At 61.1% G+C, this 13,638-nt stretch carries 12 protein-coding genes; 5 read left to right on the forward strand and 7 right to left on the reverse strand.

Annotated features, from left to right (window positions below; genetic code table 11):
• Positions 1–63: 63 nt before the first annotated feature.
• Entirely contained in the window at positions 64–1,899 is a 1,836-nt protein-coding gene (locus tag GGI60_RS00650; protein WP_183913453.1) for an ABC transporter ATP-binding protein, read from the forward strand.
• A gap of 56 nt (positions 1,900–1,955) precedes the next feature.
• On the opposite strand, the gene GGI60_RS00655 is transcribed toward GGI60_RS00650, so the two are convergent.
• A complete protein-coding gene (locus GGI60_RS00655; protein WP_183913451.1) occupies positions 1,956–3,329 on the reverse strand; it encodes a class II 3-deoxy-7-phosphoheptulonate synthase in 1,374 nt (457 codons plus the stop codon).
• A 254-nt stretch (positions 3,330–3,583) separates the two neighbouring features.
• Here GGI60_RS00655 and GGI60_RS00660 point away from each other — a divergent pair, with 254 nt between their 5' ends.
• A complete protein-coding gene (locus tag GGI60_RS00660; RefSeq protein ID WP_183913449.1) occupies positions 3,584–4,873 on the forward strand; it encodes a TadE/TadG family type IV pilus assembly protein in 1,290 nt (429 codons plus the stop codon).
• A gap of 15 nt (positions 4,874–4,888) precedes the next feature.
• On the opposite strand, the gene gor is transcribed toward GGI60_RS00660, so the two are convergent.
• Positions 4,889–6,274 (reverse strand): glutathione-disulfide reductase, encoded by a 1,386-nt coding sequence (gor, locus tag GGI60_RS00665; RefSeq protein ID WP_183913447.1) that lies wholly within the window; start codon positions 6,272–6,274, stop codon positions 4,889–4,891.
• 199 nt (positions 6,275–6,473) lie between these two features.
• On the opposite strand from gor, the gene GGI60_RS00670 reads away from it, so the two are divergent.
• A complete protein-coding gene (locus GGI60_RS00670) occupies positions 6,474–6,692 on the forward strand; it encodes a hypothetical protein (protein WP_246720278.1) in 219 nt (72 codons plus the stop codon).
• A 49-nt stretch (positions 6,693–6,741) separates the two neighbouring features.
• On the opposite strand, the gene GGI60_RS00675 is transcribed toward GGI60_RS00670, so the two are convergent.
• From GGI60_RS00675 to rpiA, 3 genes are all read right to left on the reverse strand, one after another.
• A complete protein-coding gene (locus GGI60_RS00675) occupies positions 6,742–7,023 on the reverse strand; it encodes an acylphosphatase (protein WP_183913443.1) in 282 nt (93 codons plus the stop codon).
• Positions 7,024–7,227: 204 nt separating this feature from the next.
• A complete protein-coding gene (locus GGI60_RS00680) occupies positions 7,228–7,785 on the reverse strand; it encodes a DUF2059 domain-containing protein (protein ID WP_183913441.1) in 558 nt (185 codons plus the stop codon).
• 15 nt (positions 7,786–7,800) lie between these two features.
• Positions 7,801–8,499 carry a ribose-5-phosphate isomerase RpiA gene (gene rpiA / locus GGI60_RS00685; protein WP_038692596.1) on the reverse strand — a complete coding sequence of 233 codons (699 nt, stop codon included), beginning with the start codon at positions 8,497–8,499 and terminating at the stop codon, positions 7,801–7,803.
• Between the two features lie 233 nt (positions 8,500–8,732).
• Between rpiA and GGI60_RS00690 the strand changes: the two genes are divergently transcribed.
• A complete protein-coding gene (locus GGI60_RS00690) occupies positions 8,733–9,443 on the forward strand; it encodes an HAD family hydrolase (RefSeq protein ID WP_183913439.1) in 711 nt (236 codons plus the stop codon).
• A 157-nt stretch (positions 9,444–9,600) separates the two neighbouring features.
• On the opposite strand, the gene GGI60_RS00695 is transcribed toward GGI60_RS00690, so the two are convergent.
• Positions 9,601–11,508, reverse strand: a complete 1,908-nt coding sequence (locus GGI60_RS00695; RefSeq protein ID WP_183913438.1) for a murein L,D-transpeptidase — start codon at positions 11,506–11,508, stop codon at positions 9,601–9,603.
• A gap of 75 nt (positions 11,509–11,583) precedes the next feature.
• Positions 11,584–11,850 carry a hypothetical protein gene (locus GGI60_RS00700; RefSeq protein WP_183913926.1) on the reverse strand — a complete coding sequence of 89 codons (267 nt, stop codon included), beginning with the start codon at positions 11,848–11,850 and terminating at the stop codon, positions 11,584–11,586.
• A 61-nt stretch (positions 11,851–11,911) separates the two neighbouring features.
• On the opposite strand from GGI60_RS00700, the gene fumC reads away from it, so the two are divergent.
• Positions 11,912–13,303 (forward strand): class II fumarate hydratase, encoded by a 1,392-nt coding sequence (gene fumC / locus GGI60_RS00705; protein WP_183913436.1) that lies wholly within the window; start codon positions 11,912–11,914, stop codon positions 13,301–13,303.
• The last annotated feature ends 335 nt before the right edge of the window (positions 13,304–13,638 follow it).

Consider the following 13,638-nt stretch of genomic DNA (forward strand, 5'->3'; position numbering starts at 1 on the left):
CTGTCATGAGAGCGATCCTGTCCAAACAGAAAGGAAACATCGCCCACAAGGACATTCTGCCTCATGAATATTCCGTTCTCCCGCGCGAGGAAAAACGCGCGACGCAATAACGCCTTCCCTACATTCTTCCTGGACGACCTCGCCGCCGATCATGGCCGGCGCTGGTCGCGCATGCGAAAATTTCTCTCCTACTATCGCCCGCATCTGCCTCTGCTGCTGGCGGATCTGCTTTGCGCGATCCTTGTTGCCGGCACGGCGGTCGCCCTGCCGCTTTGCGCCAATATCGTCACCAGCCGCCTTCTGGCCCTACCCGATGCGCCGGAGGCCTTCGCCCAGATCCTCGCCATGGGCGGCGTCATGCTGGCCGTCCTGGCAGTCCAGATCGCCGCAATCTTCTTCGTCGATTATCGCGGCCACGTCATGGGCGCCCGCATCGAGGCGACGGTTCGGCAGGAGCTCTTCGAGCATTGCCAGAAGCTCTCCTTCAGCTTTTACGACCGCCAGCGCACCGGCCAGCTGATGAGCCGCATCACCAATGACTCCCTCTGGCTTGGCGAACTCTTCCACCACGGCCCCGAGGATCTTGCCATCGCCGTGCTGAAGTATGCCGGCGCCATGCTGGTGCTCTTCTTCATCGACCCGCCCTTGGCGACCCTGATCCTGCTGCTCACGCCGGTCGCGGTCGCCTATGCGCTCTATTTCAACCGGCGCATGAACCGCGCGCTCGAAGCCAGCAAGCAACAGATCGCCGCCGTCAACGAGCGCGTCGAGGACGCTCTGGCAGGTATCCGCGTCGTCCAGTCCTTCGCCAACGAGGCGCTGGAAAGAGAGCGCTTCGACGCACAGAACCAGCGCTTCCTGCAAAGCCGCGCCGAGGGCTACCGCAGTGAAGCCTGGTTTTCGGTCGGCACCGAAACCTTCGCCCAGCTCGTGACGATATTGGTGATCATCGTCGGCGGCCTGCGCATCCTGTCAGCGGATCTCACCGTCCCCGATATGCTGACCTTCCTGCTCTGTGTCGCCGTATTGGTCGACCCGGTGCAGCGGCTCGCCAATTTCGTGCGGCTCTGGCAGGAGGGCTATACCGGCTTCATCAGGGCTATGGAAATCCTGGAGATCGCCCCTGATATCACCGATCGACCCAACGCCCGTCCGATGCCGGCGCCGAAGGGCGAGATCAGCTTTTGCGACGTCGCCTTCGGCTATGAGGCCGATGGCCCCAGCGTTCTGGAGCGGCTGTCACTCACCATCGCCCCCGGAGAGTTCGTCGCCCTGGTCGGCCCCTCAGGGGTTGGCAAGAGCACACTTTGCGCCCTTATCCCGCGCTTCTACGATGTCGCGGCCGGGGCGATCCGGATCGACGGCACCGATATTCGCGACGTGACACTGGCCTCGCTCCGGCGCCATGTCGGAGTGGTTCAGCAGGATGTCTATCTCTTTGCCGGCACAATTGCGGAGAACCTGCGATACGGCAGGCCGGACGCGACCGATGCCGAGCTCGAAGCGGCTGCCCGCGCCGCCAATGCGCACGATTTCATCACGGCCTTTCCTAATGGCTATGACACTGATATCGGCCAACGCGGCGTCAAACTTTCCGGCGGCCAGCGCCAGCGCATTACCATTGCCCGCGCCTTCCTCAAGAATCCTGAGATTCTGATCTTTGACGAGGCGACCAGCGCGCTCGACAATGAGAGCGAACGGGCGGTGCAGCAGGCGCTGCTGAGCCTGGCGAACGGCCGAACCACCCTGGTCATCGCCCATCGCCTGTCGACCGTCCGCCATGCCAACCGTATCCTGGTCCTGACCGGCGACGGCATCGTCGAACAGGGCACCCATGATGATCTGATGGCGAAAGGCGGCGTCTACGCCAATCTGCACAGCGTTCAGGCCAGCATCTGAAGACAATAAAAAACCCGGCATTGCGCCGGGTTTTTCGTCGTTCTATTTCGGCTGTCTCAGCCGTTGGCGACCATGCGCTTCTCGTCGCGGCCGCCCTTCATGCGCTCGGCAAGCAGGAAGGCGAGTTCGAGCGCCTGGTCGGAATTGAGGCGCGGGTCGCAATGGGTGTGGTAGCGGTCCTGCAGATCGTCGGCAGTGACGGCGCGGGCGCCGCCGGTGCATTCCGTCACGTCCTTGCCGGTCATCTCGACATGGATGCCGCCGGGGTGCGTGCCTTCGGCGCGATGGATCTGGAAGAAGCTTTCGACTTCCGACAGGATCCGCTCGAAGGGACGGGTCTTGTAATTGTTGAGCGTGATCGTGTTGCCGTGCATCGGGTCGCAGGACCAGACGACCTTGCGCCCCTCGCGCTCGACGGCGCGGATCAGGCGCGGCAGGTTTTCGGCGACCTTCTCGTGGCCGAAGCGGCAGATCAGCGTCAGCCGCCCGGCTTCGTTGGCTGGGTTCAGGATGTCGATCAGCTGCAGCAGATCGTCGGCCTGCAGCGACGGACCGCATTTCAGCCCGATCGGGTTCTTGATGCCGCGGCAATATTCGATATGCGCATGGTCTGCCTGACGCGTGCGGTCGCCGATCCAGATCATGTGACCTGACGTGGCGTACCAGTCGCCCGAGGTGGAATCGACGCGGGTCAGCGCCTCCTCGTAGCCGAGCAGCAGCGCTTCATGGCTGGTGAAGAAATCGGTCTCGCGCAGGCTCGGGTGGTTTTCCGAGGTGATGCCGATCGCCGTCATGAAATCCATGGTTTCGCTGATGCGGTCGGCCAGCTTGCGGTACCGCTCACCCTGCGGGCTGTCCTTGACGAAGCCCAGCATCCACTGATGGACGTTTTCGAGGTTGGCGTAACCGCCCATCGCGAAGGCGCGCAGAAGGTTCAGCGTCGCAGCCGACTGGCGATAGGCCATGGCCTGGCGTTCCGGGTTCGGAATGCGCGACTCCTCAGTGAACTCGATGCCGTTGATGATGTCGCCGCGATAGGCCGGCAGTGTCACGTCACCCTGCTTTTCGACATTCGACGAACGCGGCTTGGCGAACTGTCCGGCGATACGCCCGACCTTGACGACAGGCAGCTGCGCGCCGAACGTCAGCACGACGGCCATCTGCAGGAAAGCGCGGAAGAAGTCGCGAATATTGTCGGCGCCGTGTTCGGCGAAGCTCTCGGCGCAGTCGCCGCCCTGCAGCAAGAAACCGTTGCCTTCGGCAACATTGGCGAGATGCTTCTTCAGTCGGCGCGCCTCGCCGGCGAAGACGAGCGGCGGATAGCTGGCGAGCGTTGCCTCCGTTGCCGCCAAGGCGGCTGCATCCGGATATTCGGGAACCTGCAGGATCGGTTTCTGCCGCCAGCTGCTCGGGGTCCAATTCTCTGCCATGTCACTTACCTCATTCACATCCGTCCCTGGGATGCACCTATCCTCGATTGCGGCGGCTTATAGCCCTTTAGATCGGGCTTGCAAAGGCCAATCGCCGGAAGCTCCATGCCATGCCGCCGCCATCGGTCAATGCTCGCATATAGGTGGCAAAAAACCCCGTTACCATCGTTAAACCGGCATATACCACGTCGGTTTCCCCATATTTTAGACTTTGAATGTAGAACCGGGATGAGTTTCAACATTGGGGACACATCATGGCGATCCTTCCGCCAGGATTCATATCGGATCGTTCTGGCAATTTCGGTATCATGACGGCATTGCTGATGGTGCCGCTGCTCGGCATGGCAGGGATGGCGGTGGATTTCGCTCACGCCATGAGCCTGCGCACGCAGCTCTTTGCCGCCGCCGATGCTGCCGCCGTGGGCTCGATCGCCGAAAAATCCAGCGCGGTCGCCGCCGCCATGACCATGAGCGGCAATGGCACGATCTCTCTCGGCAAGACCGACGCCCGCAGCATTTTCCTGTCGCAAGTATCGGGAGAACTGGCGGATGTTAATATCGATCTCGGCATCGACGTTACCAAAAACGCCAATAAGCTGAATTCGCAGGTTTCCTTCACGGCGACCGTGCCAACCACCTTCATGCGCGTTCTCGGCAAGGATTCGATCACCATCTCCGGCACGGCAACGGCCGAATACCTGACCGCCTCCTTCATGGATTTCTACATCTTGCTCGACAACACGCCATCGATGGGCGTCGGTGCCACCGCGAAAGACGTCGCGACGATGGAAAAGAACACCAGCGACAGCTGCGCTTTCGCCTGCCACGAAACGGAAAACAAAAACAACTACTACAACCTTGCCAAGAGGCTCGGCGTCAGCATGCGCATCGACGTCGTACGCCAGGCAACCAAGGAGCTGACGCTCACCGCGAAGTCGACGCGCGCTTCCACCAATCAGTTCCGCATGGGCGTCTATACTTTCGGCGCCAAGGCCGAAGACGCCAATCTGACCACCATATCGGACCCGACGGACGACCTAGACAAGGTTGGCACCTACACCGACGCGGTCGATCTGATGACTATCCCGAAGCAGGGCTACAATAACGACCAGCAAACGAGCTTCGACAACGCGCTGACTCAGATGAAAGACATTATCACCACCCCCGGCGACGGCAGCACCGCCACGACGCCGCAGAAGATCCTATTCTTCGTCTCGGACGGCGTCGGCGACAGCGAAAAGCCGAAGGGCTGCACCAAAAAACTGACCGGCAACCGCTGCCAGGAGCCGATCGACACTTCCTTCTGCAAACCGCTGAAGGACAAGGGCATCAGGATTGCGGTGCTATATACGACTTATCTGCCTCTGCCGAAGAATAGCTGGTACAATACCTGGATCAGCCCCTTCCAGAGCCAAATCCCGACGAAGATGCAGGAATGCGCCTCGCCCGGCCTCTATTTCGAGGTGACGCCGACGGAAGGTATCGCCGATGCGATGAAGGCGCTCTTCCTCAAGGTCATCCGCGCGCCGCGCATTACCAGCTAAGCGCACGCGGAGGACTCAGACGCGCTGCCCGTCACGGACCCGATAGCTCGGCGCATACATGGTGACCAGCTCCTCGGCGGCCGTTGGATGCAGCGCCATCGTCTGGTCGAAATCATCCTTGGTGCAGCCGGCTTTCAACGTGACGCCGAGCAGCTGCGCCATTTCCCCGGCGTCGTGGCCGAGGATGTGGGCGCCGACCACCTTCCGGCTCGCCGCATCGACGATCAGCTTCATGATCATCCGCTCGGCCCGGCCCGAAAGCGTGGCCTTCAGCGGGCGGAACTGGGCACGATAAACCTCGAGTTCGTCGTAACGCTTGCCCGCCTCCTCTTCCGAGAGGCCGACGGTGCCGATCTCCGGCAGCGAAAAGACGGCGGTTGGGATAAGATCATAGTCCGGCCGCGTCGGATTATTCTTGTACTCGGTTTCGATGAAGCACATTGCCTCGTGGATCGCCACCGGCGTCAGCTGTACGCGATTGGTAACATCGCCGAGGGCATAGATGTTTTCGATGTTGGTACGGGAATAGTCGTCGACGATGATGGCGCCGCGCTCGTCGACAGCGACGCCGGCCGCCTCCAGACCCAGGCCCTCGGTGTTGGGATCGCGCCCGAGAGCCAGCAGGACGACTCCTGCCTGCAGCGTGCCATTGTTCATCGTCTCGAGAGTGAGCCCGTCCTCGCCTTTGGAGACCTTCTGCAGCGTATCGTGGCAGAGAATGCGTATGCCCTTGGCGACCATCGCCTCGTGCAGCCCGCGCCTCAGATCCTCGTCGAAGCGCGACAGGATTTCGGCGCCGCGATAGATCAGCGTCGTTTCGACGCCGAGACCATGGAAAATATTGGCGAACTCGACGGCGATATAGCCGCCGCCAGCGATCACGATCGATTTTGGCAGCTCTTCGAGATGAAAGGCCTCGTTGGAGGAGATGCAGAATTCGTGACCGGGAAGGGCCGCATGCGGGTTCGGCCTTCCGCCGGTGGCGATGATGATGGTCTTGGCCGTCACCGTCTGTCCGGTTTTCATCAGCCGGACCGTATGAGCATCGACCAGTTCGGCGCGCGTTTCCAGGATGTCGGCATTGGCGCCGCTGAGCCCCTTCTTGTAGAGGCCTTCCAGCCGCGCGATCTCGGCATCCTTGGCCGCTACCAGCTTCTTCCAGTCGAAGCTGCTTTCGCCCACCGTCCACCCAAAGCCCTCCGCATCCTCGAAATGCTCATGAAACTGCGACGCATAGACGAAGAGCTTCTTCGGCACGCAGCCGCGGATGACGCATGTGCCGCCATAGCGATATTCCTCGGCGATCGCCACCCTCTTGCCAAGCGAGGCGGCAACACGGGCGGCGCGTACGCCCCCGGAACCGCCGCCGATGACGAAGAGGTCGTAGTCGTAGGAAGACATGAGGAACTCCGGAAGGGAATCGCAGGAAAGGACGTTCCTGATATAGGGGCGATCCCCATGAAAACAAAAGCCCCGCCCCTACCTCATCCCACTCTCCATCGCTGAATCTTGATTTGAGCCGGTCACCGTTTACGGTTGACCCGGCCAGCTGAGGCTGGCAGGGCAATGCTTGAGATGGAAAAGGATGCCGGAGCAAAAGATGGATCAAACTCTGTTCGCCAAGCTGTGCAAGGCCGGCAAATTCAAGGAGGCGCTCAATCTCGCCATCGAGGGCCACGAAGACGAGAAATTCACGCCGAGCCGCTTTGCGATGGACAAGAAAACCGGACTGCCGATTTTCTACCGCGGCAACAAGCGCGTAGAGCCGGACGAGACAGGCGCATGGCAATTGGCCAAGAGCTCGAAGGAATGGGGCTGAGCGTCAGACGCATCCGTACAGCCCGTCCCTTGCCGGACTGCTGCTCTCATCACGTGATGCGGAAATCCGTCGGCATCTTCTCAAGCCGGGTCGCTTCCGTCTCCACGCCCGAAACCGACGCCCCTGCAGGCCCGCGCCTCAAACGCTCGATCATCGTCGAGATCGCGTTGTCCGGCCCTGCGACCAAGGCAGCGACGGATCCGTCCACCTCGTTGCGCACCCAGCCGGTCAGCCCGAGCCGGAGCGCCTCATCGCGCGTCCACATGCGAAAACCCACACCTTGGACCTTGCCTGATATTCGTACTCTCACAGCCTCGTAACGATCGGACATATCGGCCTCACCAACCTTCACCGCCAGGGCTCCAGAACAGGATGATTTTAGGCCTGGCCGAAAACCTGAACTCTGTTCTAAATTAAAGAGTAAGAGCATGATGTCGTTCGAAAACCGCTCACACCTTTCGGCATCATGCTCTGGCGCATTATAACAAAAAAAGCCCGGACGACGCCGGGCTTTCGCGAATTCTGGGGGCAGTCGTTACTGCTGGGCGGCCGGTGCAGGAGCAACCGGGCTGTCAGTTGCCGGCGGCGGTGCCTTGATAACCTTGGAAAGCTCGGCGTTGCTCTGCTTTTCCAGATCGCGGGAAATCCCCTGGCCCCAGATATCGGCGGCCTTCCCCATCTCGCGCAAGGCGACCGGGCCGTCACGCAGCAGCTTCTTGCCGACGTCGGAATTGTAGAAATCGGCGATCGCCTTCAGCTCTTCGAGGGTGAAGGTCTTGGCATAGATAAGTGCGGCTTCCTTCTCGAGATCACCGCGGCGCGGCGCCAGCGCCAGCGCCTGTGCATCGACCGTCGACGAGATGATGTCCTGGTAGTTCGGCGAGTCCTGAATCAGGCCGGCCTTCAGGCGCTCGGCCAAACCCGGCAGGATGTTATCGAAGGCGGCGGTGGCGCCGATCGAGGTGACAGCGGCGCGCGCGGCCTTCAGCTGCTCATCGGAAACCTCCTGCGCCTTGACGGCGGACCCGAAGGCAAGCCCGGAAAGAACGATGGTCGCAGCGGCAAAACGGCCAAGACCTGCAATGTTCATCATGAGTGTATGCTCCTGTTATCTGTTTGCCTGCAGCGTGCGCGCACCCGCAGGACCGGCAATGATCGCAAGTGCCGCCATATTGATAAAGAGCCCGTGTTCGACGACGCCGGGTATGGAATTCAGCTCGCTCGAAAGCGCCTCTGCATCAGGAATGCGGCCAAAAGATGCATCGATGATGTGATGGCCGCCATCCGTGGTAAACTCTCCGTCACCCGACTGGCGCAGGCTGAGTTCACCGGAAAGGCCGAGCCGAGCCGCGACTTTCTCGATCGCCATCCGCGTCGAGACGAGACCAAACGGGTTGACTTCGATCGGCAGCGCGTAGGCCCCGAGCGTATCGACCAGCTTGCTTTCGTCGGCAATGACGATCATCCGCTCAGAAGCGGCGGCGACGATCTTTTCGCGCAGCAGCGCGCCGCCGCCACCCTTGATCAATCTGAGCGCCGGATCGACCTCGTCGGCGCCGTCGACGGTCAGATCGAGCGCCGGCAGTTCGTCAAGCGATTTCAGCGGCACGCCGAGTTCGACGCAGAGCCGCGCGGTTCGTTCGGACGTCGGAACACCTTCGACCCTGAAGCCGCCCGCAACCTTTTCCGCCAGCAGCCGGACGAACTCTTCCGCGGTGCTGCCCGTCCCGATCCCGAGGCGCATCCCGTCTTCGACATGAGCGAGCGCGGCCTCGGCGGCCTTGATCTTCATTTCGCGGGCATCCATGCGCCGCCAGCTCCGATTTATTGCGTTGGATGTGCTGTTTACACGGCTCGCTTGGCAAACGAAAGTCAAAATCATCACGGAAAATGAAAAGCGGAAACAAATGCCTGCAGCCCTCCCGGCCATCACAGGACGTTGCTTTCCGCCGCGTGATCGCCTACCTCAGGCACGATCCCTCGTCCCCCGGGCGCGGCCCGTCGCTTCCCGGAAGACTCATCGCTCAAAGAGGCAAGCCCTTGACCCCTGCCCCCGTTCGCCCGGCGCTCATCGTCTTCGATCTCGATGGCACGCTTCTCGATACCCATGCGGACCTGGTCGAAAGCCTGAACCATACGATCGCAGCCCTCGGCCTCGAGCCGGTCAGCTATGACGACCTCACCCACCTGGTCGGCCAGGGCGCACGGGTGATGATCGAACGTGCCTGCCGGCTGCGGGGCCATCCGCTCGAAAGCGACGCCGTCCCGCCGCTGGTCGAACGTTTCGTCGCCCATTATGCCGGCAATATGCCAGGCCATACCGAACCCTATCCCGGCCTAGTCGCCGCAATGGACCGGCTGACATCAGCCGGCTACCGCCTCGCCGTCTGCACCAACAAGATGGAAAGCCTCGCCTACGGCCTGCTCGATAAGCTCGACCTCACCGGCTATTTCGAAGCCATCACCGGCGGCGATACTTTCGAATACCGCAAACCCGACGCCCGCCATCTCATCGGCACCATCGACCGCGCTGGTGGCGACATCGGCCGGACCGTGATGATCGGCGACAGCATCAACGATATCGCGGTGGCGAAGAATGCCGCCGTCCCGTCGATCGCCGTACCCTTCGGTTACTCGGATGTGCCGGTTTCAAGCCTCGATCCGGATGTGATCATCATGCATTACGATGAGTTGATGCCGGAGCTGGTGGAGCGGTTGTTGCGGGAGTATCCGGACAAGGTCGCGGTCTGAGGCTGCCACTCGCCTATGTCATTTTTCCTTTACCGGCGTGCCGTGGCAGCCCCCTCTCCTCCGTCATAAACCGAGGAGAACAACGGCGTCGGTAACCCGTCCCAAAACAAAACGGGCGGCCCGAAGACCGCCCGTCCCCAAACGCATAAAACCTGCGTCAGATCTGCGCGCCGCGCGCCTTTGTCGTCGCGTCGAAGGCTTTTTTGACATAGGCGTCGCGGCCGTAGACGTCGTCAAAATACTCCACGACGCCGTCCTTGTTCGGCCAGGCGGTGAAGTAGGACACGTAAACCGGGACCTTCTGCGGTACCTTCACCGCATGGTTCTGCCCGTTGGCGATCTGCTTGGCGACATCGTCGACGGTCGTGCCGAGCACGGCAGCGGCCATCGCGCGCGGATTGGAAAGACGCACGCAGCCGTGGCTGAGAGCCCGCATGTCACGCTTGAAGAAGCTCTTCGACGGCGTGTCGTGCATGTAGATCGCATGGCTATTCGGGAACAGGATCTTGAGTTCGCCGAGGGCATTGTCACTGCTTGGCGGCTGGCGGACCGAAACATTGTCGGTGGAGCCGTACCAGTCGACGCTGGATGAGGCGACGGCGTGGCCGTTCACCTCAACCTCATAGCCGAGCTGGTCGAGATAGTTCGGATCCGAGCGCAGCTTCGGCAGCATTTCATTGATAATGATCGACTGCGGCACGCCCCAGAACGGGTTGAACTCCACCGTCTCGATCTCGTCGTCGAAGAAATAGGTCTGATTATTCTTGCCGCCGACGACGACACGCATCGACAGTTGTTCCTTGCCGTCATTGTGATAGTAGGCCATGTAGGCCGGCTGGTTGATCATGACATAGCGCGAACCGAGATCTTCCGGCAGCCAGCGGGCCTGTTCCATGGCGACTACGAGCTTGTCGATCTTGGATGCATTGGTGTCACCGCCTGTCATGGCGCGCACCGTCGCCTGACCGATGACGCCGTCGGCCTTCAGGCCGCGCTCCTTCTGAAAATCCTCCACCAGCGCGACGATATCAGGCGAATAGTCGCTGCCGCCGGTGTAGGCTGCCAAGGTCGCGGCGTGATCGGTCCTCAGCGTCTCGGAACCGTGCTTCTGGACAGCCTTGACGATATTGGCGATCTCGGGCGAGCTGTCGCCCGGCTTCAGCAGGCCGCTGAGCGAAACGACGATCTGCTCCTCCTTGCCGCCATCGGCGGCGCGAAGCTTGGCAAGCTCCGCCTTCAGCGCCTCGAACTGCGGACTGTCCGGCGAGCGGCTGGCGATATAGGCGCCGGCATCGGGGCTCATGCGGGCAAGCTTCAGGACCGGCGCCAGTTTGACCGCCTTGCGCTGAAAATCGTGATAGCCGGAAATCTTGTTCGGATCGATGCGGCCGCGCACCGTGTCCTGCACGAAGGCAAGCACCTTGGCCGAGAGTTCGAGTTCGAACTGGGTCAGCGCCCGGTCGCGGACGGCCGGATCGGGATTGGCCGGATCAATTTCCGGTGTCTGGATGGCGTAATCGGCGGGATCGAGGCCGACGGAGGCCGCATCGGCAAGTGCCGCCATCACCGATTTGGCGCGCTCGTTGATCCCATTGCCTTCAACCCAGACGAGCGGATTGCGGCTGTCACGGTAATAGGCCTCGAGCGCCTTGGCGACGTCGGCATTGGCGCGCACCTTGGCCTGCGCCAGCAGGCGGCGCTGCACGACCGGTTCGGCACCGGCCTCACCGCTCGGCGAAACCTCGGCCACCGCGCCGGTGACGACGGGATCGGCAAACTTGCTGGTGTCGACGAACTGCAGCGTTTCGGCTTTATAGGTGTAATAGCGCGGACCGCTCACCTTCGGCAACGGCGCTTCCGGATCAAGCCCGCCGAGCGAGCCGCCGACGGCGCCGCGCGGCACCGGTCGGCCCGGCGCCTGATCCATGAAGATGGTGCTCTGGCTCCGCTGCCTGTCGCCTCGCAGCATATCCATCAGCGTGTAGGCATGTGCGGGAGCGACCATCACTGCCAGGCCGCAGGAAACTGCAAATGCGGATACCGCGCTTTTCAAAACGAACGTCATATATATTCCAGTCCCGATGTCATGCTGTTCTCAGATCAAATCCCGCGAAACTCACGCAGCGTAGGGCCTCATTGATCAGAAACCGGCCTTCGCCGCCAGCGCCGGCGGACTCAATTCTCTGTGACGGAAATTCTGCACGGCGCCGCGCAGCAGTTCACACAAAATTATGAAATTATTAGTTAATTTTTTACCGAATTTTTGCCGCCAGGCCAGTGCGGCAAAAACCTGCCGATGCATAATATTTTCAAAGTGGCCTAAAAAGCACGGCCGCCAGCCGGCGCAAACCTGACTGGAATTTTCAATATTTCGCACGGCATCCGGTTTTCTTGATCTGGTTTCCAACCTATAAAACCTCATCTTTAGAAAATGCCCGAAACAGCATGTGACAGGAAGGCAAACCCCAATGACCGCAACCCGCACCGAAACCGATACTTTTGGCCCCATCGACGTCGCCGCCGACCGATATTGGGGCGCCCAGGCCGAGCGTTCGCTCGGCAATTTCAAGATCGGCTGGGAAAAGCAGCCGCTCTCGATCGTGCGCGCACTCGGCATCGTCAAGCAAGCCGCGGCACGCGCTAACATGGCACTTGGCCAGCTCGATCCTGGCCTCGGCAAAGCCATCGTTGATGCGGCCCAGGAAGTGATCGACGGCAAGCTCGACGACCATTTTCCGCTGGTCGTCTGGCAGACCGGCTCCGGCACGCAGTCCAACATGAATGCCAACGAAGTAATCGCCAATCGTGCCATAGAAATGCTGGGCGGCGTGATGGGTTCCAAGAAGCCGGTGCATCCGAACGATCACGTCAATATGAGCCAGTCGTCCAACGACACCTACCCCACGGCCATGCATATCGCCTGCGCCGAACGTATCGCGCATCACCTGCTGCCGGCCCTGAAACACCTGCATGCCGCTCTCGACATGAAGGTCACGGAATTCAGCCACATCATCAAGATCGGCCGAACCCACACCCAGGATGCGACGCCGCTGACGCTCGGCCAGGAATTTTCCGGTTACGCCGCCCAGGTCGGCTCCGCCATCAAGCGCATCGAGATGACCCTGCCCGGACTCTGCGAACTCGCCCAGGGCGGCACCGCCGTCGGCACCGGTCTCAATGCACCGGCGGGCTTTGCCGAAAAGGTCGCCGAAGAGATCGCCGCTATTTCGGGCCTGTCCTTCGTCACCGCGCCGAACAAGTTCGAGGCGCTTGCCTCACATGACAGCATGGTTTTTTCCCATGGCGCCATCAACGCAGCCGCAGCCGCCCTCTTCAAGATCGCCAACGACATTCGTCTCCTCGGCTCCGGCCCCCGCGCCGGTCTCGGCGAACTGGCGCTGCCGGAAAACGAGCCCGGATCGTCGATCATGCCCGGCAAGGTCAACCCGACCCAATGCGAGGCGCTGACGCAGGTCTGCATCCACATCTTCGGCAATCACGCCGCCCTGACTTTCGCCGGTAGCCAGGGCCATTTCGAGCTCAACGTCTACAATCCGATGATGGCCTATAATTTCCTGCAGTCGGTGCAGCTGCTTGCCGACGCCGCCGTCTCATTTACCGACAATTGCATCGTAGGCATCGAGGCGCGCGAGGACAACATCAAGGCCGGCCTCGAACGTTCGCTGATGCTGGTGACCGCACTTGCCCCGAAGATCGGCTACGACGCGGCCGCCAAGATCGCCAAGACTGCCCATAAGAACGGCACGACGCTGAAGGAGGAAGCCCTCGCCAGCGGTCTCGTCTCCGCCGAAGACTACGACGCCATCGTCCGCCCGGAAACGATGATCGGCCCGAAATGAGCCGGCGTCTCCCATCCCGCCCGCGAACAGTGTCGGGTTGAGCCACGGGTTCGACCCCCTTCCATCCTGCAATGGAGGAAACGATGCTGAACCCGGCCACTCTACGCATGGTGCGCAGAGAACGCCCGCTTTGTCTGAATGCTGAGATAAGCTCCGACGCGGCCGCGACTTATTCAGCAGGCATGTATGAAGCGGCCCTTCTGCCTCTCTCCAATCGTTTGAGAAACTGCGCAATCTTCTTTTCGACGCAGAAGTAAAAGACGAGTCCAACAGAAACGCAGAATATCGTCGTGATCACGAGCAATGGAATTCGAAGAGCAAGCGGCGCAGTCCAG

The sequence above is a fragment of the Rhizobium lentis genome, from assembly GCF_014200175.1.
Lineage (GTDB): Bacteria > Pseudomonadota > Alphaproteobacteria > Rhizobiales > Rhizobiaceae > Rhizobium > Rhizobium mulingense.

Bases quoted from the DNA above. Each gene is read 5' to 3' on its own strand.
- GGI60_RS00650 (WP_183913453.1), top strand. From the start codon at position 64: ATGAATATTCCGTTCTCCCGCGCGAGGAAAAACGCGCGACGCAATAAC.
- GGI60_RS00655 (WP_183913451.1), bottom strand. From the start codon at position 3,329: ATGGCAGAGAATTGGACCCCGAGCAGCTGGCGGCAGAAACCGATCCTG.
- GGI60_RS00660 (WP_183913449.1), top strand. From the start codon at position 3,584: ATGGCGATCCTTCCGCCAGGATTCATATCGGATCGTTCTGGCAATTTC.
- gor (WP_183913447.1), bottom strand. From the start codon at position 6,274: ATGTCTTCCTACGACTACGACCTCTTCGTCATCGGCGGCGGTTCCGGG.
- GGI60_RS00670 (WP_246720278.1), top strand. From the start codon at position 6,474: ATGGATCAAACTCTGTTCGCCAAGCTGTGCAAGGCCGGCAAATTCAAG.
- GGI60_RS00675 (WP_183913443.1), bottom strand. From the start codon at position 7,023: ATGTCCGATCGTTACGAGGCTGTGAGAGTACGAATATCAGGCAAGGTC.
- GGI60_RS00680 (WP_183913441.1), bottom strand. From the start codon at position 7,785: ATGATGAACATTGCAGGTCTTGGCCGTTTTGCCGCTGCGACCATCGTT.
- rpiA (WP_038692596.1), bottom strand. From the start codon at position 8,499: ATGGATGCCCGCGAAATGAAGATCAAGGCCGCCGAGGCCGCGCTCGCT.
- GGI60_RS00695 (WP_183913438.1), bottom strand. From the start codon at position 11,508: ATGACGTTCGTTTTGAAAAGCGCGGTATCCGCATTTGCAGTTTCCTGC.
- fumC (WP_183913436.1), top strand. From the start codon at position 11,912: ATGACCGCAACCCGCACCGAAACCGATACTTTTGGCCCCATCGACGTC.